The following is a 21,939-nucleotide window of genomic DNA, read 5'->3' as shown; positions in this document are numbered from 1 at the left end:
GTGGATACTGAGCAGATGGCACGTGACGGCAGGCCGACCGAGATCTTCGTCAGCTACTCCCCGGCCGACACCGCCTGGGCGACCTGGATCGCCTGGGAGCTGGAGGCGGCCGGCTACCGGACCATGATCCAAGCCTGGGACTTCGTGCCCGGCACCAACTTCATCGACTTCATGGACCGCGGGGTCAGTGAGGCGCAGCTCGTCGTGGCCGTGCTCTCGCGCAACTACCTCACCTCGCGCTACGGGCGCATGGAGTGGCAGGCGGCCATGCGCGCCGACCCCGACAACCCCTCCAACAAGCTCGTCACGATCCGGCTGGAGGACGTGCAGCTGGAGGGCCTGCTGTCCACGATCACCTGGGTCGACCTGCTCGGCGTCACCGACTCCGGGCAGGCCAGGGCGCTGCTGCTGGGCCGGGTCGGCGAGGCGCTGGCCGGGCGGGCCAAACCGGAGGCCGCCCCCGCCTTCCCCACCGGCCGGGTCGTCCCGCCCCCGGCCATCCCGACGCTGCCCCCGACGGCCGACCTGGCCAGGGCCCGCCGCACCCCGGTGACGGCCCCCAAGTTCCCGCCCTCGGGCGGCGACGACCGCGGGCGCGAGTCGGTCAACGTCCTGCACATCGGTGGGCCGAGGTTCGGGCGGGCGCTGCCCGATCCCGGCGAGCCGTTCACGCCGGAGGACATGCAGGCCCGCATCTGGGCCGACCTGACCGCCATGTACGACCGGGGCATGCCGCGTCCCGACCTGATGGTGGTGAGCGGCGACCTGACCGAGTCCGGCAGCCTGGGGCAGTTCGCGCAGGCCACCCAGTTCGTCACCGACCTGCGGCTGCTGATCGGGCTGGAACCCCACCGGCTGGTGCTGCTGCCCGGCCCGCGCGACGTCACCAAGGCCGCGGCCAGCGCGTACTTCATGACCTGCGAGGCCGACGACGTGAGCCCGCAGCCCCCCTACTGGCCCAAGTGGCGGCATTTCGCCGGGCTGTTCCGCGAGGTGTACCAGGGGCTGGACGACCGGGTGTTCGACGGCGGCCAGCCCTGGACGTTGTTCGAGGTGCCCGACCTGAGGGTGGTCGTGGCCGGGCTCAACTCGACGATGGCGATGAGCCATCTGGAGCGCGACGCGTACGCGCTGCTGGGCGAGGCGCAGGCCGCGTGGTTCGCCGAGCGGCTGCGTCCCTACGAGGAGAGCGCCTGGCTGCGGCTGGGCGCGATCGGCCATCCGCCCGCCGCGTTGCGGGACGCGCCCACCTTCGACCGGCTGCTCACCCACCGGCTCAACCTGCTCTTCCACGGGTCCGGCGCGGGCATCCCGGCCGCCGAGCCGCGGCCGGGCTTCGCCGCGGTGGTGGCCCCGCGCTCCGGCCGCCACCAGGTGGTCGAGATCTCCCCCGACGGCATGCGCACCTGGACGCCCGACACCGGCAAGCCCGCGCGCGCCCGGCACGGCTGGCGGGCGGTGCGGGCCACGTTCACCGGCGAGACCCCCGGCACCCCGCCGCCCGCCGCCCAGCCCGAGGAGCGCGAGCCGAGCCCCGTCGAGCTGCTGCTCGACCGCATCACCGAGGTCTGCGAGGCCCGGCACGAGCGGGCCAAGATCCGCCGCTTCCCCGACCACCTGGTGGTCACCCACCCCGAGGACGGGTTCGTCCGGCAGCTGATGATCGGCGCGCACGTCGGCGAGCTGACCGAGGCCGCCGCGACCGGGTTCGCCCGCCGCGCCCATGCCGCCGACCTGGCCGCCGAGCTGGTCTACCAGGGCCCACCGGCCTCCCGCGCGCTCCGCGACGACCTCATGCGCAAGGGCGTGCGGACGCGCAGCTTCGTGGAGTTCCAGGGCCTGCTCGACCTGTCGGGATACGTCGCCGAGCAGACCGCCAGGCTCACCGGCGACCGCCGCTACCCGCCCGGCCTCTACGTCCCCCAGCGCTACCGCGAGCTCGACCGGCCGGGCAGCCAGATCAGGCAGGGGCTCACCGACGAGCTGATGCGGCTGCTGGCCGCCGACCACGGCCGTTTCCTGCTGATGCTCGGCGACTTCGGCCACGGCAAGACGTTCGCGCTGCGCGAGCTGGCCAGGCGCATCCCGGCCGAGCTGCCGCACCTGACGCCGATCTTCATCGAGCTGCGCGCCCTCGACAAGGCCCACTCGGTCGACGCGCTGGTCGCCGCGCACCTGGCCGGGCACGGCGAGGAGTTCATCGACCTCAAGGCGTTCCGCTACCTGCTCCGGCAGGGGCGCATCGTGCTGCTGTTCGACGGGTTCGACGAGCTGGTCACCCGGCTGACCTACGACCGGGCGGCCGACCACCTGGCCACCCTGCTCGCCGCGGCCGAGGACAAGGCCAAGATCGTGGTGGCCAGCCGTACGCAGCACTTCAAGTCGCACAGCCAGGTGCTGACCTCGCTCGGCGAGATGGTGGGCGTGCTGCCGCAGCGGCGGGTGCTCAGCGTGGAGGACTTCACGCACGACCAGATCCGCTCCTACCTGGCCAACCGGTTCGACGACGGCGACGAGGCCGGCGCCCGCATGTCGCTCATGGGCGAGATCAAGGACCTGCTCGCGCTGGCCCAGAACCCGCGCATGCTCAGCTTCATCGCCGACCTCGACGCCGACCGCCTGCGCACGGTCGCCGGCGCCCAGCACACCCTCAGCCCGGCCCTGCTGTACGAGGAGATCCTCAGCACCTGGCTGGCCTTCGAGGAGCGGCGGGCCCGCGTCCCCGGCTCGCCCGGCGCGTTGTCGATCGGCGAGCTGTGGCGGGTGGTGACCGCGCTGGCGCTGCGCCTGTGGGACAGCGGCGAGACGCTGCTCGGCGTCGACGAGCTGACCGAGATCGGCGAGACGCTGAGCGACCTGGCCTCGGGCCAGCTCTCACCCGCGCACGCCGCGCACGCGATGGGCTCGGGCAGCCTGCTCGTGCGCACCGAGGAGGGCATGTTCGGGTTCATCCACGCCTCGGTGATGGAGTGGCTCATCGCCCGCCACATCGCCGCGAACCTCGACAATCCCCTCCCGCTGGTCCGCAGGCCGCTGTCGGCGCTGACCGTCGAGTTCCTGTGCGACCTGGCCGACGTACGGGCGTTGCGCGCCTGGGTGGCCGACCCGCCCGCCGACGACGTGGCCAGGGCGAACGCGGTCAAGATCGCCGCCCGGCTGCGTACCCCGGCCAAGGCCGACCTGCGCGGCGCCAACCTCAAGGGCGAAGACCTGTCCGCGCGCGACCTGCAGGAGGTCGACCTGACCGGCGCCGACCTGTCGGAGGCCACCCTCGCCGGCACGAACCTGTCCAGGGCCGTGCTGCGCGACGCCAGCCTGGCCGGCGCCCGGCTCGACGGCGCCAGGCTGACCGGCGCCGACCTGACCGGGGCCGACCTGTCGGGCGCACGGCTGGCGCAGGTCGACCTGAGCGACGTCACGGTCGAGGGCGCCCGCTGGCACCGGGCGTCCCTGATCAACGTCACCGGCACGCTGCCGCACCTGCCGGGCGCGGCGGTGGTGCCGGGCCAGCCGGTGGAGGTGGAGTTCGCGCCCGCGGGCATCGGCGTCCCGTACGGCTACCACTTCCAGACCTCCCGCCTGCCCGAGCCCATCGCCTACAGCCCCGACGGCTCGACCATCGCCATCGGCAACGAGGACGGCGGCGTGCTGCTGTGCGCCGGCGGCTCCCCGGTACGCACCCTCCAGGGCCACCGCGGCCGCGTCTACGCCGTCACCTTCGCCGGTGACCTGCTGGCCACCGGCGCGAGCGACGGCACGGTCCTGCTCTGGGACACCCTCACCGGCCGGCGCCTGCACACCCTGACCGGCCATCCCGACGGCGTGTGGCCGGTACGCCTCAGCCCCTCGGGCGAGCTGGTGGCGGCCGGCGGCGGCGACGGCGTGGTCCGGGTGTGGGAGACCGCGACCGGCCGGCTGGTCCACGAGCTCCCGGGCCACCGCGCGCCGGTCTACACCGCCTCCTTCGGCCGCTCGCAGCTGGTGACCGGCGACTCGGCGGGCGTCGTCCGGGTCTGGGACCTGACCGCCGGGCAGACGGCCGTAACTCTCGACGGCCACCGCGGCAGCGTCTTCCGGGCCGTGCACAGCCCCGACGGCACCCTGCTGGCCACCGGCGACGAGGCGGGCACGATCCGGCTCTGGGACACCGCCACCTGGTCGCCCCGGCACGAGCTGACCGGGCACGCCGGCAGCGTCTACTGCCTGACGTTCTCCCCCGACGGCTCGATGCTGGCCAGCGGCGACACCGCCGGCAGCGTCCGCCTGTGGCAGGCGTCCGGCGAGCCGCTCGGCGTGCACACCACCCACACGGCGGCCGTCTACCAGGTCACCTTCAGCCCCGACGGCCGTACGGTGGCCAGCGGCGACTCCGGCGGCACGGTCCGGCTGCAGCCCGTGGGCGGCGGCAAGCGCGTCGAGCTGACCGGCCACCGCAGCTCGGTCTGGCCGTTCGCGTTCCGTCCCGACGGTCAGCAGCTGGCCACCAGCAGCAACGACGGCACCGTCCGCCTGTGGGACCCGCTCTCCGGGCAGTGCCAGCGGGTGCTGCGCGGCCACGGCCGGCGCATCTCGTCGGTGCGCTTCAGCGCCGACGGCTCGATGCTGGCCACCAGCGGCAACGACGGCGTCGTCCGGGTGTGGGAGCCGCACACCGGGCGGCGGCTGCGGGAGTTCACCGGCACCGCCGACCGGCTGATCTCCGCGCTGTTCTCGCCCGCCGGCCCGGTGCTGGCCACCTCCAGCAACGACGGCGGCGTGCACTTCTGGAACGCCACCACCGGCGACTACGAGCGCGAGCTGCACGCCGAGACCGACCACGTGTGGGCCGAGGCGTTCAGCCCCGACGGCAACATGCTGGCCACGGCCAACGACGACGACAGCGTCAAGATCTGGTACCGGCCGACCGGCCGCATGGCCGTCGACCTGGTCGACCACCGCGGGCGGGTGCGCTCGATCGCCTTCAGCCCCCTCGGCGACTACGTGGCCACCGGCTGCGACGACAAGCTCGTCCGCCTGTGGCACGTCGCCTCCGGCGGCCGGGTGGCGACGCTGGAGGGCCACACCGACCGGGTGTACTCCGTGGCCTTCTCCTCCGACGGCCGCTACCTGGCCAGCGCCGGCAACGACGGCCGCGCGATGGTGTGGGAGCTGCGCCCCGGCCAACCCTGGCAGCCGCGCCTGGCGCACACGCTCACCCAGCACGACGGCCGGCTGTGGAGCCTGGCCTTCGACGCCACGGGCCGCCACCTGGCGACCGGCGGCGACGACATGACGGTACGGGTGTGGGAGACCGCGACCGGGCGGCTGCTGCACACCCTCACCGGCCACGCGCGCCGGGTGTGGTCGGTGGCCTACAGCCCCGCGTCCGACCTGCTGGCCAGCGCGGGCGACGACGGCGTGGTGATCCTCTGGGAGGGCGGCGAGCGGCGGGCGACGCTGCTGGGGCTGCCCGAGGGATGGGCCGCCCTGACGCCGGACGGGCGTTACAAGGTGCACGGCGAGCCGGGCGGGCAGTTCTGGCACGTCATCGGGATGTCGCGGTTCGAGCTGGGGGAGCTGGATCCGTACCTGCCGGGGGTGCGTCAGGTGCCGCTCGACTCGCCCTTCTGACCGGCGGGTCACTAGCCGCGGGCGGCGCGGCGTACGAGCTCGTGCCAGACCTCGCCGACCCGGGCCTCCAGGTCGGCGAGCGAGCCCTCGTTGGGGATCACCAGGTCGGCGGCGGCCAGGCGGTCCTCCCGGCTCGCCTGGGCGGCGATGCGGGCCTTGGCGTCGGCCTCCGGCATGCCGCGATGGTCGGCGAGGCGCCGGATCCGCACCTCGTCGGCCGCGTCGACCACGATCACCAGGTCGTACATGGGTGCCAGTTTGTTCTCCACGAGCAGCGGCACGTCGTAGACCACGATCGCGTCGTCGGCCGCCTGCCCCTGCAACTCGGCCACCCGCTCCCCCACCAGCGGATGCACGATCGCGTTGAGGGCGGCCAGCCGGTCGGGGTCGGCGAAGACCACCGAGCCCAGCCGCTCCCGGTTCAGCGAGCCGTCGGGGCGCAGCACCCCTTCCCCGAACGCGGCCACCACCCGGGACAGCCCCGCCGTGCCGGGCTCGACCACCTCACGCGCGATCTTGTCGGCGTCGATGACGACGGCGCCCCTGGCCGACAGCCGCTTGGACACCTCGCTCTTGCCGGAGCCGATACCGCCGGTGAGCCCAATCTTCAGCACCGGAAAAGACTACCCATCCCGGCGTACCCGGTCATCCCGCCGGCTCGCTCAGTACCCACCGCGGCGTGGGGCGGCGGTCGGACGGCGGGAGAGGTTGGCCCGGCCCGTGGGCTTGAGGTCGCGCGCCGGCTGGTCGTGCCGGTGCGGAGAGCGGGCCTGCTGCCCGGACTTGGTCTGGATGATCGTGGCGGGAAGTTTGATATGCATACTTTTCCTCCTTGGGGGTGTGTGTCAGGCCCTGGTGAGCCAGGTGACCTGGGCGCCGTTGTCGAAGGACTCGCGCCTGGTGGGGGTGAACAGGGTGGGGCTGAACCGGCCGGAGAACATGGAGATGCCCGCCCCCGCCACCACGGGGTAGCGCTTGAGGATGATCTCGTCGATCTCCGAGAGCAGGGATCCGGCGAGCTTGCCGCCGCCGCAGAGGTAGATGTCCATGCCGGTGTCCTCGGCCTTCAGCCGCCGGACGAGCTCGATCGGGTCGCCCGTCTCGACGTGCACCGTGGGGTCGTCGATCGTCAGCGTGCTGGAGACGACGTACTGGCGCAGGTGGGAGTACGGGCTGGTGGTGGGCACTTCCAGGGCCGGCTCGAAGGTGCCGCGGCCCATCACCAGGGTGTCGAACACCTTGTTGGGCACGCCCTCGAGGCCGACCAGCTTGCGGACGTGGGTGGGCAGCGTCTCGGGATAACGGGCATTGATCCAGTCGGCCATCTGGGCGGACACGGGGTAGAAGTCGAACTCGGCGCCGGGCCCGGCGATGTAGCCGTCGAGGGAGACGCCGACGTAGTAGACAAGCTTTCGCATACGGAGCAACTCCTGCTGTAGTACTATGAATGAAGTGGTCTGAACGTAGTACTACGACTGGAGTGGTGTCAAGTGCGGAAGAACCCCGAGCGGAGGCAGGCGCTGATCGACGCGGCCATCGAGGTGCTGGCCAAGGAAGGAGCGCGCGGGCTGACGTTCCGGGCCGTCGACGCCGAGGCGGCCGTGCCCCCCGGCACGGCCTCCAACTACTTCGCCAACCGCGACGACCTGTTCACCCAGGTCGGCGGACGCATCTATGAACGACTGCTGCCCGACGCGGCCACGCTCGCCCGTGGCCAGGAAGGCGTGCAGGACGAGACCCGCTACGCCGAGCTCATGCACGAGCTGGTGGACCGGATCACCGCCTTCAACTCCGGCTACCTGGCCCTGCTCGAACTCCGGCTGGAGTCCACCCGGCGTCCTGAGCTGCGCGCCGTGCTCACCAAGCGCATCCGCGAGGACATCGACGCCAACATCGACTACCACGCGAAGTCGGGCCTGCCCGGCGACTCGACCTCGGTGGTCCTCCTCTACCTCGCCCTGAACTGGCTCATCGTCGAGCGACTGACCCTGCCCGACATCTTCACCGAGCAGGAGGTGCGCCAGTTCGTGGACGCCGCCGTGCGGAGATCGCTGAACGCCTGACAGCACGCGGACCGGACGGACCCCGGTCCGGGCGGGGTCACCGGGCCAGGAGCTCGCCGAACGCGGTGTCGGGCGAGGCGAGGCCGAACCGGTCCGCGTGGAAGAGCGGGGTGCCCGTGGCGGAGACGCCGCCGGACGAGCCGCGCAGGACGACGAGCATGCCCGCGCCGCCGTTCTTCACCGGGGCGCCCGCGACGACCTCGGCCTTGCCGTCACCGGTGACGTCCAGCACCTTGACCGTCTGCCCGAAGCGGTCGCCCGCCTGCGACTGCTCACCGATCGGGTCGGTCGCGCTCCCGTCGGGGGCCGTCAGGGCGTCCTGGGTGATGAGACGGGCCGCGGAGAGCACCGGGCCGCGACGGTGGGGGTGGTGACGAGCGCGGTCAGGGTGAGCACGACCGCGGGCCACACGAGCTTTCTCATACGCAGGCGCAGCAGCATCGGGAGTGCTTCTTGCGGATCAGTCGGATCCGGGTGCCGGGCGGGACGGCGTCGTCGCAGGCGAAGACCGTGCGCGCCCCGGGGAACCGATCAGTCCGGACTGCGACGCAGGTGGATCAGGGTGAGATGGTCGTCCATCCGCTCCCGCCGGGTCTCCCGGTAGCCGAGCCGCCGGTACAGCCGCAGGTTCCCCTCCGACAGATGCCCCGTGAACAGGTCGAACGCCCGCGCCTCCGGCACCTGCTCGTGCAGCGCCGCGAGCAGTGCCGTACCGAGCCCCTGCCCCTGCCGGTCGGGCGCGACCACGAGCCGCCCGACCAGGCAGGTGGTGCCGGCCACCTGCCCGCGTACGGCGCCGATGATCCGCCCGGCGTCCACGGCCTTGAGCACGACGCCCGTCTCGACGGCCTTGCGCACCTGCTCCAGCGACTCCACGAGCGGCGGGATGTAGGGGTCGCCGTAGAGCTGGGCCTCGCTCACGTACGCCGCCCGCTGCAGGGTGAGGATCTCTCCCGCGTCCGCCGCCACCGCCCGTTCGACCATCACGCCAGCACCCTACCGGCTGTCTCCCCGTCCCCACCGCCGACTTCCACGCCCCTCCGGGCTCCTGACCCGGACGTCCTCGCGCGCTTCCGGCTAGGGAGCGTTGCCCGCCGTGAGCTCGCCCGGGCAGAACGTGCCCGGCTTCGGCAGCACGCCGTTGACCAGGTAGTCGTGCACCTTCGTACGCAGGCAGGCCGCGCGCAGCCTGCTCACCCCCTGCGCCAGGTACGCGCCCTGCCCGTCCCCGTGCCACAGCACCCGCGCCCCGGGGATCTGCCCGGCCACCCGCGCCGCCCCGGAGGACGGCGTCTCGTTGTCCAGCCGTCCCACGCCGACCAGTACCGGCGGCACCCTGAGCCCGGCCGCCAACGGGTGCGGCGCCCAGCCCGGCGAGCGCGCCGCCCCCAGGCACCTGGCGACCTCCGCCCGCCCGCTCAACCACCCCACCCGAGGGGCCGCCTTCCGCAGTCGTGCCTCTACCTGGAGGAACCGGCGATATCCGGGCACCGCCAGCCCGAAGTCATGACACCACCTGACCCCCTCGGCGCTCCCCGGCCCCGTCTCCCCCACACCGGACGCCGCTCCCCCCACCGCACGGGGAACCGCCTTCCCAGGCTGCGGCACCGCTCCGACCGCCCCCGCAGCCACCCGCGCCCCGGACGCGACGCCTACCCCCGCCGTGCCGGGAACCGCCGTGCCAGGAGCCGGCGTGCCAGGAGCCGGCGTGCCAGGAGCCGCCGTTCGGCCCTGAGGCGCCGTTCCCGCCATCGTCCGAGGCGTCGGCCCCGGCATCCCCTGCGGCGCCTCAGGAGACCGTGCCCCGGCCGCTCCGGGAGGCGTCTGCCCTGCCCCGAGGAGTGCTCCCGTCGTACCGGGAGACGCCTGCCCCGGGCCGGGGATCGTCCCCGGCGTACCGGGAGACGCCTGTCCTGCGCCGGGGGTTGCTCCTGTCGGGCCGGGAGGGGTGGCCTGCGGGGGCTCGGCGGGGAGCAGGGCGGCCAGGCCCGTGGCGTCGCCCGTTCTGGCTCTGGAGAGGGCGTGCGCGAGCGCCGGCCACCGTGCGGGCGTGAGGCCCGCCCAGACGGCGGCGGCGATCTCGTGCCCGCTCACCGTACGCTCGCCACCGCCCAGCCCCAGAGGCGCGCGCCTGACCAGGCCGTCGAACACCCGGACGGCGTCCGCGCGGCCGAGCGGGCAGCCGGGACGGTTCCGGCACCAGTCGCGGAAGTACCCGAGCTGCCGCTCCTGGGCGCGGGCGTGGGCGAGCAGCCGCCGTTCGAGCCCGGTCTCGGTGTGGTCGGGCAGCCCTTCCAGGTACATCCGCCCGGCCCGGCCGGGGAACAGCTCCAGGTACGCCTGCCCGTACACGCTCCCGTAGCCGTTGCCGAGGTAGCGCAGCCGCGACTCCCCCAGCGCGGCACGTACGGCATCGAGGTCGTGGGCGACCTGCCAGGACGTCAGCCCGGCGTAGGCGGGCCCGAGCGCGGCACGGCAGGCCCTGTCGTAGGCGGCGTTGTCCCGGGCGAACGCGCGCCAGGCCGTGCGCCCCTCGGCCACCTGCAGCCGGGCGGGGTCCGGCCGGGATCGGGGGCACGCCCCCGCGTGCCCCCCATCCTCGACCCCGCGCGCCTCGACCAGCACGACGTCGAACCACCTGGCCAGTTCGCCCACGGTGTCCGGCCGCGCCGCGACCTCTCGTACGACCGAGGCGGACCCCGTGTTGACCACCAGCGCGCCGAGCCGCCGCAGCGGGTCCTGGGCGGGCAGCATGGCGAGCTGGACGGCCACGCGAGCCTCATTCGGCCTGGCCCAGTCGGCGGGGACGGGCAACGTGGCACACCGCAGCCCGCCGCCGCACTCGGTCCAGGCGAGTGTCTCCCGCCCAGGCGCCGGCCGCAGGCGCCCGGCAACGCCCCGCTCCACCCCCGCCGCCTCCAGCTCGGACGCCCCGAGCTCCGGCGCTGCCGATCCGGCCGCCCCGAGCACCGGCGCTGCCGATCCGGCCGCCTCCAGCTCCGAGCCTGCCGATCCGGCCGGCTCCAGCTCCGAGCCTGCCGATCCGGTCGCTCCCAGCTCCGCCCCTGCCGGTCCGGCCGCGTCCTGCTCCGGCTGCTGAGGCCAGGCGGCCTCCGGTTGCGGCTCCGCCAGCTCGGTCACGTCGCGTTCCGGCCAGGGGGTCGGCGAGGCCGCCAGGCGCATCGCCTGCCCGACTCCCCCGCCTGCCGCCAGGACCAGGACGGTGACCGCCGCCACCACCGGGATCACGTGCCGAACCATACGCACCGCATCGCCCCCGAACGCTCGTACCTCCAGCCGCATGCCAGTTTCCCAGCGGCCGTCTTCGCAGGTAGAGAAGTCGTAAAAGGTCGGTGGGTAAAATCTTGGGCCCGCTCGGCGATTCGGCGTGCCGCCGAACCCCGCACCCCTCACAGAACCCCGCTCGGGTCAGAGGAGGGGAAAGAGGCTGAAGCCAGTCTCTCGGCGGCTGCCCCTGCTGTTCGATGGCCAGGGCCCCTTGGACAAGGTCTCCCTGGCCCGACGGAAAGGGGCGCCCCCTCCGCCCGGGAGCGGCACCGGCCCACCGGGTGCGGCGCGTCCGCTCCGTAGAGCCGTCGAGGGCGGGCTCCGGAATGGCGATGCGAAAGGGCGCACGGAAGAACCCTGGAACCCCGGGGCGCAAGGCTCTCCCGCGATGCCCGTCCAAGAAAAGGCATGAAAAGGCCCCGCACGGAAGCCCGTGCGGGGCCTTTCAAGGCTGAGCCTTAGCTCTGGCCGCCCGCGAGCTTCTCGCGGAGGGCTGCGAGCGCCTCGTCAGAGGCGAGCGCGCCGCTGGCCGGAGCCGACGACGAGCTGCCCGACGGAGGAGCGGTCTCGCCGCTGTAGGACGAGGGAGCGGCCTCGCCGGCCTCCGCCTCGGCCTTGCGGGCCTCCTCGATCTGCTTGCGGTGAGCCTCGAAGCGCGTCTGGGCCTCGGCGTACTGCCGCTCCCACTCCTCACGCTGCTTGTCGAAGCCCTCGAGCCACTCCCCGGTCTCCGAGTCGAAGCCCTCGGGGTAGATGTAGTTGCCCTGGTCGTCGTACGTGGCCGCCATGCCGTAGAGGGTCGGGTCGAACTCGACCTCGGTGCCGACACCCTCGTTGGCCTGCTTCAGCGAGAGGCTGATGCGACGACGGTCGAGGTCGATGTCGATGATCTTCACGAAGATCTCGTCGCCGACCTGGACGACCTGCTCCGGGATCTCCACGTGGCGCTCGGCCAGCTCGGAGATGTGGACCAGGCCCTCGATGCCCTCCTCGACCCGGACGAACGCACCGAACGGCACCAGCTTGGTGACGCGGCCCGGCACGACCTGGCCGATCTGGTGGGTACGGGCGAACTGCTGCCACGGGTCTTCCTGCGTGGCCTTGAGCGACAGGGAGACGCGCTCGCGCTCCATGTCGACGTCGAGGACCTCGACCGTGACCTCCTGGCCCACCTCGACGACCTCGGACGGGTGGTCGATGTGCTTCCAGGACAGCTCGGACACGTGGACCAGACCGTCGACCCCGCCGAGATCGACGAAGGCGCCGAAGTTGACGATCGAGGAGACGACGCCCTTGCGGACCTGGCCCTTCTGCAACGTGTTGAGGAACGTCTGGCGAACCTCGGACTGCGTCTGCTCCAGCCAGGCGCGGCGGGAGAGAACCACGTTGTTGCGGTTCTTGTCGAGTTCGATGATCTTCGCCTCGAGCTCGCGGCCGACGTACGGCTGCAGGTCGCGGACCCGTCGCATCTCGACCAGGGAGGCGGGGAGGAAGCCGCGCAGGCCGATGTCGAGGATGAGACCACCCTTGACGACCTCGATGACGGTACCGGTGACGATGCCGTCCTCGTCCTTGATCTTCTCGATCGTGCCCCAGGCGCGCTCGTACTGTGCGCGTTTCTTGGACAGGATCAGGCGGCCCTCTTTGTCCTCCTTCTGGAGAACCAGGGCCTCGACGTGCTCCCCGACCTCCACGACGTCAGCAGGGTCGACATCGTGCTTGATCGAAAGCTCGCGCGAGGGGATGACACCCTCGGTCTTGTAGCCGATATCGAGAAGGACCTCGTCTCGATCGACCTTGACGACGGTGCCCTCGACGATGTCGCCGTCGTTGAAGTATTTGATGGTCTCGTCGATCGCTGCGAGGAAGGCTTCCTCGGACCCGATGTCGTTGACCGCTACCTGCGGGGTGCTCGAGGTGGCCTCAGTGCTGGACGTCATGTGTGGAATTGCTCCGAACGCGGACAGGATGTCGATGTGGCGGATGCGCGGCAGGCCCTCTTCCGCATCAAGCCGAGGAATTACGACATCGACGTGACCGAGCGCGAGCCCGCTCCGTCTGAGGCGCGCGCGAGCCCACAGCGCAGCGATCAGCATATGAGACCTTGGCCACGGGGTCAATCCGGAGGCACATCAGTACGCGATGATCTGGGACTCCCGCTTGGGGTTGATATTACCCCGTAGTTTGCGCGGGATGGAGATCCGCATGGGATCCCCGTCCGAGACGTAGCGCTCGCCAGGGTGCTTGTTCAGCCACTCCAGCCAGTACTGGGAGCACCACTTGCGGCACTCTCCCCGCTTGCCGTTGCTCTGGATCCGCTGGATCGCCCCACGGTCGTAGTCTTTCGCGAAGGGCGAAAGGGACGGCTGGGCCCCGGCGAGGAACACGCCGGCGAAATCATAGCGGGTCCCGTCCCAGGAGCCGGTACGGGCGAGCTTCTTGGGCCGCGGCACCGACCCGTACGGCAGGGCCAGGGTCTTGTCCGGCGGCGCCCCCAGCTTCTTGAGCAGCCGCTCCAGCCGGACGATCTGCTCGCGCACCTTCTTCTTCCCCAGCCGCCGCAGGTCCGGATGGGACCAGGTGTGGTTGGCCACCTCGAAGCCGTGATCGACCAGCCACCGCACCGCGGCCGCCTGCCGCTCCTGATCGCGCAGCCCGAACGGCTCACGGGTGATCCAGAACGTCGCGGCCGGCCGGAACGAGGGGTAACGGGCGGCCACGTCGAGGATCACGCCGACGGCGGTGTCGGGCTTGGGGTTGCCCGCGTCGTCGAGCGCGAAGTGGCTCGGGTGACCGTCGTCGAACGTCAGCACGACCGGGAACCGCCCGGCCGGCACCCGGATGTCGCCGGTGGCGAACTCCCTGGCCGTGATGGGCACGTAGCCCTGCCTGGCCAGCTTCTCCAGCTCCTGCCTGAGCTGGCCGGGGGTGCGGTCGATGGAGGCCACGCGCTTGCGCAGGATCCGGTGGTACATGATGATCGGCACCATGCCTGCCTCGTTGGCGCGCACCTGCCGGGCGAACTCGGGGGTGGCGACCACGCCGGGAGGCTGGGAGGTGTCCTGCGGCTGCCCCTGCGGGGGTGAGACGGGAGCGATCACGCCGACCCGGGCCGACGCCTGGGTAGTAGGAGTCTCACCGTCAGGTAAGAGACTCAGCCCGGCGACGGCCACGGTCACCACGGCCGCGTTCGCGATTGCGATGATCCGCGTGAAGGACGCTGGTACCCGCACAAATCTCCCGCATCTCGGCCAAAACTATCTTCAGCGTAGACGAGAAGCCCCGGAGACGGCGGGGCCACGCCGTTCGCGATATGTCGGTCTGCCCCGCCGTGTCGGGATAAACATGGTCAGTGGCCGGCGTCCTGCCACGTACGCCCGACACCCACCGAGACCTCCAGCGGAACGCGCAGGTGGTAGGCGGCGTTCATCTGGTCGCACACGAGCTGCCGCAGCGTCTCCAGCTCGCCCGGCGCGACCTCGAACACCAGCTCGTCGTGGACCTGCAGCAGCATGCGCGAGGCCAGCCCCTCCTCGGCGATGGCCTGGTGGACGTGGAGCATGGCGACCTTGATGATGTCGGCCGCCGAGCCCTGGATGGGGGCGTTGAGCGCCATACGCTCGGCCATCTCCCGGCGCTGGCGGTTGTCGCTGGTCAGGTCGGGCAGGTAGCGGCGGCGGCCCATGATCGTCTCGGTGTAGCCGTCGGTGCGCGCCTGGGCCACGATGGCCTGCAGGAAGTCGCGCACGCCGCCGAACTCGGTGAAGTACTCCTCCTTCAGCGCCCGCGCCTCCGAGACCGGGATGTTGAGCTGCCCGGACAGGCCGAAGTCGGACAGGCCATAGGCCAGGCCGTAGTTCATCGCCTTGATGCGCGCCCGCAGCTCGCTGTCGATCTGCTCGGGCGGCAGGTCGAACACCCGGGCCGCGGTGGCCTGGTGGAAGTCGTGGCCGGACTCGAAGGCCTCGATCAGCGACTCGTCGCCGGACAGGTGGGCCATGATGCGCAGCTCGATCTGGCTGTAGTCGGCCGTCAGCAGCCGCTCGTAGCCCTCGCCGACCACGAAGCCCTGCCGGATACGACGGCCCTCGGCGGTGCGGATCGGGATGTTCTGCAGGTTGGGCTTCTCCGACGACAGGCGGCCGGTCGCGGCAATGATCTGGTTGAACGTGGTGTGGATGCGCCCGTCGTCGCCGACCTCCTTGATCAGGCCCTCGACCGTGGTGCGCAGCTTCTGCTGGTCGCGGTGGCGCAGCATGATCGTCGGCAGCTCGTGGTCGGTCTGGGTGGCGAGCCAGGCGAGCTGGTCGGCGTCGGTGCTGTAGCCCGTCTTGATCTTCTTCGTCTTCGGCAGGTTGAGCCGGGTGAACAGGATCTCCTGGAGCTGCTTGGGCGAGCCCAGGTTGAACTGCTCGCCGACCGAGCGGTGGGCCTCCTCCACGGCGTGCTTGACCGCGGCGCCGAACTCGGCCTCCAGGCCCGCGAAGTACTGGCTGTCGACGGCGATGCCGGCCCGCTCCATCTCGGCCAGCACCGACAGCAGCGGCAGCTCGACGTCGGCCAGGAGCTGGGTGCCGCCGCGGCCGGCCAGGAAGCCCTCGAGGGATTCGGCCAGCTCGCGGACGGCGTGGGCGCGCAGCGCGAGGTCTTTGGCTGGCGCGTCTTCGTCGTCGCCGAACAGCGCGGCCTGGCCGCCGGACTCCTCCTCGGCCCGCAGGTCGCGGTGGAGGTAGCGCCTGGCCAGGTCTTCCAGCGCGAACGTGCGCTGGCCCGGCATGGCGAGATAGGCGGCCAGCGCGGTGTCGCAGCTCAGGCCGCGCAGCTCCATGCCCTGGGCCCACAGGGCCAGGATCGGGCCCTTGGCGTCGTGGACGGCCTTGAGCCTGCTCCGGTCGCCCAGCCAGGCCCGCAGCGCCGCCTCGTCGGCCTCGGTGAGCTTGACGGGGTCGATGTGGGCGGCGGTGCCGTCGGGCGAGGCGATGGCGATGCCGTCGATGCGGCCCGAGCCGCTGCCGTAGGAGCCCTTGAAGGCCAGCCCGGCGCGGCCCTGCGGGAGCGCCGCCAGCCAGCCGGCCACCCGGTCGGGCCCGAGGATGACGGTCTCGACCTCGAAGCCCTGCTCGGGCTCCGCCTCGCCGGTGCCGAGCACCTTGAAGACGCGCTCGCGCAGCTCGCCGCGGATCTGCAGGGTGTCGAACAGCTTGTTGATCTCCTCGCGCTCCCACGCGCCCTGGGTGAGGTCGCCGAGCTCGACGTCGAGCGGCACGTCGCGCAGCAGCTCGGTCAGGCGGCGGTTCATCAGCACCTGGGCGACGTGCTCGCGCAGCTTGTCACCGACCTTGCCCTTGACCTCGTCGACGCGGTCGACCAGCGCGGTGAGGGAGCCGAACTCGCGCACCCACTTGGCCGCGGTCTTCTCGCCGACGCTGGGGATGGACAGCAGGTTGTCGCTGGGGTCGCCGCGCAGGGCGGCGAAGTCGGGGTACTGGGCCGGGGTCAGGCCGTACTTCTCCTCGACCGCCTCGGGGGTGAACCTGGTCATGTCGCTGATGCCGCGGCGCGTCATCAGCACGGTGACGTGCTCGTTGACGAGCTGCAGGGCGTCGCGGTCGCCGGTGACGATCAGGACGTTCATCCCGTCGCCGGCCGCGCGGGTGGCCAGGGTGGCGATGAGGTCGTCGGCCTCGAAGCCCGCCTTGGACAGATGCGGGATGCGCAGCGTGTCGAGCAGCTCGTAGATGAGCTGCATCTGGCCGCGGAAGTCTTCGGGGGTCTCGCTCCGGTTGGCCTTGTAGTCGGAGTACTCCTCGTGGCGGAACGTCGGCTCCGACCGGTCGAAGGCCACCGCCACATGGGTCGGCTGCTCGTCGCGCAGGATGTTCGTCAGCATCGAGGTGAACCCGTAGACCGCCTCGGTGTGCTGACCGTCGGTGGTCATGAGGTTGGCGTCTTTGAGCGCGTAGAAGGCGCGGTAGGCCAGGGAATGCCCGTCAAGCAGCAACAGGCACGGGCGGCTGGGGGTCACTTCACTCTTCGGCACGTACGCAGCCTAGTCTGCGTCAACGACAGAAAACCCGAGCTCGGAAGAGTGGAGACATCCCCTTGACGCAGACCGATCCGCTGGACTTCTCCGCGTACGGCGCGGTGCACGAGGGCACGCTGGCCCACCGCATGGGCATCGAGTTCGTCGAGGCCGGGCCCGAGCGCGTCGTCGGCAGGATGCCGGTCGAGGGCAACACCCAGCCCTACGGCCTGCTGCACGGCGGCGCGTCGGCGGTGCTGGCCGAGACGCTGGGCTCGGTGGCCGCGGCGATCCACGCCGGCCCCGGCCGCATCGCCGTCGGCATCGAGATCAACGCCACCCATCACCGCTCGGCGACCTCCGGGTACGTGACCGGGGTCGCGACGCGGTTGCACGGCGGACGCACTTTGGCGACGTACGACATCGAGATCACCGACGAGGAGGGACGGCGGGTGTGCACCTCCAGATTGACGTGCATGCTGCGCGACCAGCGCCCCTGACGTCACTTTGACCGAACCTTTGCGCAGCGGCCCCATCGATCGCTACGGTTGTCCGAACAGAGCCCGCGGGGAGGCCCGGTAGATAACGTGTACGGCCGGGGAAGCCCTACATGGCCCCAAAGGCCGCTCCGCGGGCTCGTCCACGTTTTCTCCCCATCGTTACCGTTTCGTTTTCGGCCTGGCCAGGCGTCTTCCCTCATTTAGCCCCTGACCTGCCGCGTTGTTTGCTCACATGTGTGGCACACGCATGTCACTAATTGGTGACGAACCATACTGAAACGGGCGTCTGCGGAATAAGCTCCCGCCATTGCATCCCAGTTGTGCCTGCGATGCGCGCGTGTCGAGATGGAGGGGTACAACCCCGCCTTGACCTATTTGAGGGAGCACCATTGCGCAGAGCCGTGATCGCGTTCACGGCCTTCCTGGGTGGACTCATCTTCCTGCTGGCCAGTCCCGCGCAGGCGGGGCCGGCCGGATGCCAGGGTTTGAAGGGGACGCTCAAACTCCAAGGCCAGCCAGTGAACGGCGTCAAAATCGCCGTGACCACCGAGGGCGGACAACCCGTCAAGGAGGTCACAACAAACGCACAGGGCACGTGGGAAGTTCCTACCGACAAGGGCAAGTTCAAGGTCACCCTTGACCCGAACTCCCTTCCGAAGAACGCCGAGGTGCGCGGCGGCAGCAACGTCCGCACGCCGACCGTCTTCGAGGGCAACTGCTCGACCGTGCTGTTCGCGTTGCAGGCCAAGGGTGTCGCCGGGCAGCCGCAGGGAGGCGACGAGAGCGGGGAGAGCACCTTCTGGGACACCGCGGCGCAGCTCGGCTTCGAGGGGCTCAACCTCGGCCTGATCATCGCCCTGGCCGCGCTCGGCCTGTCGCTGATCTACGGCACGACCGGCCTGACCAACTTCGCCCACGGTGAGCTGGTCACGCTCGGCGCGGTGCTGGCGTACATGTTCAACGTGGGCTTCGGCCTCCATCTCATACCCGCCGCGGTGCTCGCCGTGGCGCTGGGCGGCGCGTTCGGCTACGCCCAGGACCGCCTCTTCTGGGGCCAGCTGCGCAGGCGCGGCACCGGCATCGTCGCCATGATGATCGTCTCCATCGGCGTCGCGCTGGTCATGCGCTACGTCATGCTGATCTTCTTCGGCGGTCAGAACGAGGCCTACGCCCAGTACACGGCCCAGCCCGGCATCCAGGTCGGGCCGATCTCCGCGGCGCCCAAGAACTTCGTGGCGATGGGCATCGAGCTGGCCGTGCTGCTGCTGGTCGGCTTCGCGCTGCTGCGCACCCGTACCGGCAAGGCGGCCAGGGCCGTGTCGGACAACCCCGCGCTCGCGGCCTCGTCCGGCATCAACGTCGACCGGGTCATCCGGATCGTCTGGACCCTGGGCGGCGCCATCGCGGCGCTGGCCGGCATCATGCTCGGGCTCTCCCAGAACCTGAAGTACACGATGGGCCAGGACATCCTGCTGCTCATCTTCGCCGGCGTCACGCTCGGCGGGCTCGGCACCGCCTTCGGCGCGCTCGTCGGCTCGCTGGTGGTCGGCCTGTTCATCCAGGTCTCGACCCTGTGGGTGCCGCCGGAGCTCAAGAGCGTCGGCGCGCTGGTCGTGCTCATCATCGTGCTCCTCGTCCGGCCCCAGGGCATCCTGGGCCGCCGCGAGCGAATCGGCTGATCGGGGGAGGATCAGAATGGACTGGATCACGATCATCAGCACGACGCTGAAGTCCGCGGTCGGCGTCGAGACCGTGCTGTACGCGCTCGCCGCGATCGGCATCAACATCCAATTCGGCTACACCGGCCTGCTCAACTTCGGCCAGGCGGCGTTCATGGGTGTGGCCGGCTACGGCCTGGCCGTCACCGTCACCGTCATGGGCCTGCCGTTCTGGGTCGGCATCATCGTCGGCCTGCTCGCCGCGGTGCTCCTGGCGATCCTGCTCGGCATCCCGACCCTCCAGCTGCGCGCCGACTACCTGGCCATCGTGACCATCGCGGCGGCCGAGATCGTCCGGCTGGTGTTCCGCTCGGTGGCGTTCAAGAGCGTCTTCGGCGGCTCGGACGGCCAGCGCGGCTTCTCCGACGGCTTCTACGCGCTCAACCCCTACTCCGAGGGCCAGTACGGCTTCAACCTCGGCTCCGTCCCCCTGTTCTTCAACCACCGGGTGTTGTGGGTGCTGACCGTCGGCTGGGTGCTCATCGCCCTGTGCTGCGGCCTGGTCTACCTGCTGATGAAGAGCCCCTGGGGCCGCGTGCTCAAGGCCATCCGCGAGGACGAGGACGCCGTGCGCAGCCTCGGCAAGAACGTCTTCTCCTACAAGATGCAGTCGCTCATCCTGGGCGGCGTCGTGGGCTGCCTGGGCGGCTTCATCTACGGCCTGGCCTACGCCTCCGTCCAGCCCGACATCTTCGGCACCGAGACCACGTTCTACGCGTACACGATGGTCATCCTCGGCGGCGCCGCCCGCGTGCTCGGCCCCGTCGTGGGCGCGTCGATCTTCTGGGTGCTGCTCGTCCTGATCTACGGCGTGCTGTCCGAGGCCGTCGGCGCGGGGATCATCACCTTCATGGACACGAACCAGGTGGGCGCCGTCCGCTGGATCCTGGTCGGCCTGGGTCTCGTCCTGTTGCTCATCTTCCGGCCACAGGGCATCTTCGGCGACAAGAGGGAGATAGCAATCAATGCACGCTGAAACCACGGCCACCGAGCGCAAGGCCGCGGCGCTGGCCGCCTTCAAGGACCTGGCCCGCGACCCGGGCGTGCCGAAGCCGGACCCGATCCTCACGGTCGACAACGTCGTGCGCCGCTTCGGCGGCCTGACCGCGGTCGAGGTCGGCCACGTCGAGATCCAGCGGGGCTCCATCACCGCGCTGATCGGCCCCAACGGCGCCGGCAAGACGACCTTCTTCAACCAGCTCACCGGCTTCGACACCGCCGACTCCGGCTCGTGGACGTTCAACGGGCGCAGCATGAGCGGGGTGCCGGCCCACAAGGTCGCCCGCGCCGGCATGGTGCGCACCTTCCAGCTCACCAAGGCGCTGTCCCGCCTGACCGTCATGGAGAACATGCGCCTGGGCGCCCAGCGGCAGAAGGGCGAGACGTTCTGGCGGGCGCTCATCCCGTCGATGTGGCGCGGCCAGGAGGACGAGATCACCGTCCGCGCCGAGGAGCTCCTCGAACGCTTCAAGCTCGGCGCCAAGCGGGACGACTTCGCCGGATCGTTGTCCGGCGGCCAGCGCAAGCTGCTGGAGATGGCCCGCGCCCTCATGGTCCAGCCGGAGCTGGTCATGCTGGACGAGCCCATGGCGGGCGTGAACCCGGCCCTGACCCAGTCGCTGCTCGGCCACGTCAAGGACCTGCGCGAGCAGGGCATGACGGTGCTGTTCGTCGAGCACGACATGGACATGGTCCGCGACATCAGCGACTGGGTGATCGTCATGGCGCAGGGCGCGGTGATCGCCGAGGGCCCGCCCGACACGATCATGTCGGACGAGCGCGTGATCGACGCCTACCTCGGCGCCCACCACGACGCCCCGCTCTCGGACACCGAACTGGAGTCGCAGCTCCACGAGGCCGAGGCGGCTCTGGAGGCCGAGATCGAAGAGGAGACGCAGAAGTGAGCGACGCCCCCGAGGCCGCCCCCGAGTCGCAGGCGGCCGTCACCGACCGCACCGCGCACCTGGAAGGCGCCGAAGACGCCGTGCTGCGGTGCGACGAGCTGATCGCCGGCTACCTGCCGGGCGTCAACATCCTCAACGGCTCCGACCTCTACGTCAAAGAGGGCGAGCTGATCGGCATCATCGGCCCCAACGGCGCCGGCAAGTCGACACTGCTGAAGGCCATGTTCGGGCTGGTCAACATCCGCAGCGGCACGGTGCTGCTCAAGGGTGAGAACATCACGAACATGAAGGCGCACTCGCTGGTCTCCCGCGGCGTCGGCTACGTGCCGCAGACCAACAACGTCTTCCCCAGCCTCACCATCGAGGAGAACCTGGAGATGGGCGCCTTCCAGGTGCCCGGCAAGTTCAAGGAGCGCTTCGAGTTCGTCGCCGAGCTGTTCCCGGCGCTCAAGGAGCGGCGCAAGCAGCGCGCCGGCTCCCTGTCCGGCGGTGAGCGGCAGATGGTGGCCATGGCCAGGGCGCTCATGACCGAGCCGTCGGTGCTGCTGCTCGACGAGCCGTCGGCGGGCCTGTCGCCCAAGCTCCAGGACCTGGTCTTCATCCAGGCCCAGCAGATCAACAAGGCGGGCGTGACGGTGGTCATGGTGGAGCAGAACGCCCGCCGCTGCCTGCAGATCTGCCACCGCGGCTACGTGCTCGACCAGGGCCGCAACGCCTACACCGGCACCGGCCGGCAGCTCGCCAACGACCCCAAGGTCATCGAGCTGTACCTCGGCACGCTGGCCAAGGCGTAACCGAATCGAACGGAGAAGGGGCTCCCCCGGGGTCCCTTCT

16 protein-coding genes are annotated in these 21,939 nt (G+C 71.0%); 7 read left to right on the top strand and 9 right to left on the bottom strand.

Annotated features, from left to right (window positions below; all coding sequences use genetic code 11):
* Window positions 1–15: 15 nt before the first annotated feature.
* Entirely contained in the window at window positions 16–5,610 is a 5,595-nt protein-coding gene (locus tag ABZ444_RS06845) for a TIR domain-containing protein (protein WP_357993667.1), read from the top strand.
* 11 nt (window positions 5,611–5,621) lie between these two features.
* Here the strand turns inward: ABZ444_RS06845 and coaE are convergent, their stop codons facing one another.
* Genes coaE through ABZ444_RS06830 form a run of 3 tightly spaced genes read right to left on the bottom strand, consistent with a single transcriptional unit; the run spans window position 5,622 to window position 7,028 of the window.
* The gene (coaE, locus tag ABZ444_RS06840; RefSeq protein ID WP_357993664.1) at window positions 5,622–6,224 is read right to left on the bottom strand and encodes a dephospho-CoA kinase; all 603 of its coding nucleotides are present in this window, start codon (window positions 6,222–6,224) and stop codon (window positions 5,622–5,624) included.
* Window positions 6,225–6,272: 48 nt separating this feature from the next.
* Window positions 6,273–6,431 (bottom strand): hypothetical protein, encoded by a 159-nt coding sequence (locus ABZ444_RS06835; RefSeq protein WP_357993661.1) that lies wholly within the window; start codon window positions 6,429–6,431, stop codon window positions 6,273–6,275.
* A 24-nt stretch (window positions 6,432–6,455) separates the two neighbouring features.
* A complete protein-coding gene (locus ABZ444_RS06830) occupies window positions 6,456–7,028 on the bottom strand; it encodes a dihydrofolate reductase family protein (RefSeq protein ID WP_357993658.1) in 573 nt (190 codons plus the stop codon).
* Between the two features lie 72 nt (window positions 7,029–7,100).
* On the opposite strand from ABZ444_RS06830, the gene ABZ444_RS06825 reads away from it, so the two are divergent.
* Entirely contained in the window at window positions 7,101–7,673 is a 573-nt protein-coding gene (locus ABZ444_RS06825) for a TetR family transcriptional regulator (RefSeq protein ID WP_357993655.1), read from the top strand.
* A gap of 37 nt (window positions 7,674–7,710) precedes the next feature.
* Here the strand turns inward: ABZ444_RS06825 and ABZ444_RS06820 are convergent, their stop codons facing one another.
* The 6 genes from ABZ444_RS06820 to polA all read right to left on the bottom strand — a co-directional run bounded on the left by ABZ444_RS06820 (window position 7,711) and on the right by polA (window position 17,001).
* Window positions 7,711–8,022, bottom strand: a complete 312-nt coding sequence (locus tag ABZ444_RS06820) for an FG-GAP repeat protein (RefSeq protein WP_357993652.1) — start codon at window positions 8,020–8,022, stop codon at window positions 7,711–7,713.
* A gap of 182 nt (window positions 8,023–8,204) precedes the next feature.
* The gene (locus ABZ444_RS06815) at window positions 8,205–8,657 is read right to left on the bottom strand and encodes a GNAT family N-acetyltransferase (protein ID WP_357993963.1); all 453 of its coding nucleotides are present in this window, start codon (window positions 8,655–8,657) and stop codon (window positions 8,205–8,207) included.
* Between the two features lie 93 nt (window positions 8,658–8,750).
* On the bottom strand, window positions 8,751–10,922 hold the full coding sequence (locus ABZ444_RS06810) for an alpha/beta hydrolase (RefSeq protein ID WP_357993649.1): 2,172 nt from the start codon (window positions 10,920–10,922) through the stop codon (window positions 8,751–8,753).
* Window positions 10,923–11,419: 497 nt separating this feature from the next.
* Window positions 11,420–12,901: a 30S ribosomal protein S1 gene (gene rpsA / locus ABZ444_RS06805; RefSeq protein ID WP_125631182.1), complete on the bottom strand. Its 1,482-nt coding sequence runs from the start codon at window positions 12,899–12,901 to the stop codon at window positions 11,420–11,422.
* A 192-nt stretch (window positions 12,902–13,093) separates the two neighbouring features.
* Complete coding sequence (locus tag ABZ444_RS06800) at window positions 13,094–14,062, bottom strand: polysaccharide deacetylase family protein (RefSeq protein WP_357993645.1); 969 nt, start codon at window positions 14,060–14,062, stop codon at window positions 13,094–13,096.
* 248 nt (window positions 14,063–14,310) lie between these two features.
* On the bottom strand, window positions 14,311–17,001 hold the full coding sequence (polA, locus tag ABZ444_RS06795; RefSeq protein ID WP_357993642.1) for a DNA polymerase I: 2,691 nt from the start codon (window positions 16,999–17,001) through the stop codon (window positions 14,311–14,313).
* An 80-nt stretch (window positions 17,002–17,081) separates the two neighbouring features.
* Here polA and ABZ444_RS06790 point away from each other — a divergent pair, with 80 nt between their 5' ends.
* From ABZ444_RS06790 to ABZ444_RS06770, 5 genes are all read left to right on the top strand, one after another.
* Complete coding sequence (locus ABZ444_RS06790) at window positions 17,082–17,483, top strand: hotdog fold thioesterase (protein ID WP_352328462.1); 402 nt, start codon at window positions 17,082–17,084, stop codon at window positions 17,481–17,483.
* 518 nt (window positions 17,484–18,001) lie between these two features.
* A complete protein-coding gene (locus tag ABZ444_RS06785; protein WP_357993639.1) occupies window positions 18,002–19,162 on the top strand; it encodes a branched-chain amino acid ABC transporter permease in 1,161 nt (386 codons plus the stop codon).
* Window positions 19,163–19,178: 16 nt separating this feature from the next.
* Window positions 19,179–20,177 carry a branched-chain amino acid ABC transporter permease gene (locus ABZ444_RS06780; RefSeq protein WP_357993636.1) on the top strand — a complete coding sequence of 333 codons (999 nt, stop codon included), beginning with the start codon at window positions 19,179–19,181 and terminating at the stop codon, window positions 20,175–20,177.
* Window positions 20,167–21,105 carry an ABC transporter ATP-binding protein gene (locus ABZ444_RS06775; RefSeq protein WP_357968216.1) on the top strand — a complete coding sequence of 313 codons (939 nt, stop codon included), beginning with the start codon at window positions 20,167–20,169 and terminating at the stop codon, window positions 21,103–21,105. Before ABZ444_RS06780 ends, ABZ444_RS06775 begins: the two co-directional genes overlap by 11 nt.
* Window positions 21,102–21,899, top strand: coding sequence for an ABC transporter ATP-binding protein (locus ABZ444_RS06770; RefSeq protein WP_357993633.1), 798 nt, complete (start codon window positions 21,102–21,104; stop codon window positions 21,897–21,899). The genes ABZ444_RS06775 and ABZ444_RS06770 overlap by 4 nt, the downstream gene beginning before the upstream one ends.
* Window positions 21,900–21,939 lie beyond the last annotated feature (40 nt).

Origin of the sequence: Nonomuraea sp. NPDC005730, from assembly GCF_040630865.1 — a bacterium.
In the GTDB taxonomy this organism is placed as follows: domain Bacteria; phylum Actinomycetota; class Actinomycetes; order Streptosporangiales; family Streptosporangiaceae; genus Nonomuraea.
Note: the sequence above shows the minus strand (reverse complement) of the source record. Positions and strands in the feature narration are given on the sequence as shown.

Coding starts and splice junctions, on each gene's coding strand:
- ABZ444_RS06835 (WP_357993661.1), bottom strand. CDS start 6,431: ATGCATATCAAACTTCCCGCCACGATCATCCAGACCAAGTCCGGGCAG.
- ABZ444_RS06780 (WP_357993636.1), top strand. CDS start 19,179: ATGGACTGGATCACGATCATCAGCACGACGCTGAAGTCCGCGGTCGGC.
- rpsA (WP_125631182.1), bottom strand. CDS start 12,901: ATGACGTCCAGCACTGAGGCCACCTCGAGCACCCCGCAGGTAGCGGTC.
- ABZ444_RS06830 (WP_357993658.1), bottom strand. CDS start 7,028: ATGCGAAAGCTTGTCTACTACGTCGGCGTCTCCCTCGACGGCTACATC.
- ABZ444_RS06775 (WP_357968216.1), top strand. CDS start 20,167: ATGCACGCTGAAACCACGGCCACCGAGCGCAAGGCCGCGGCGCTGGCC.
- ABZ444_RS06815 (WP_357993963.1), bottom strand. CDS start 8,657: ATGGTCGAACGGGCGGTGGCGGCGGACGCGGGAGAGATCCTCACCCTG.
- ABZ444_RS06845 (WP_357993667.1), top strand. CDS start 16: ATGGCACGTGACGGCAGGCCGACCGAGATCTTCGTCAGCTACTCCCCG.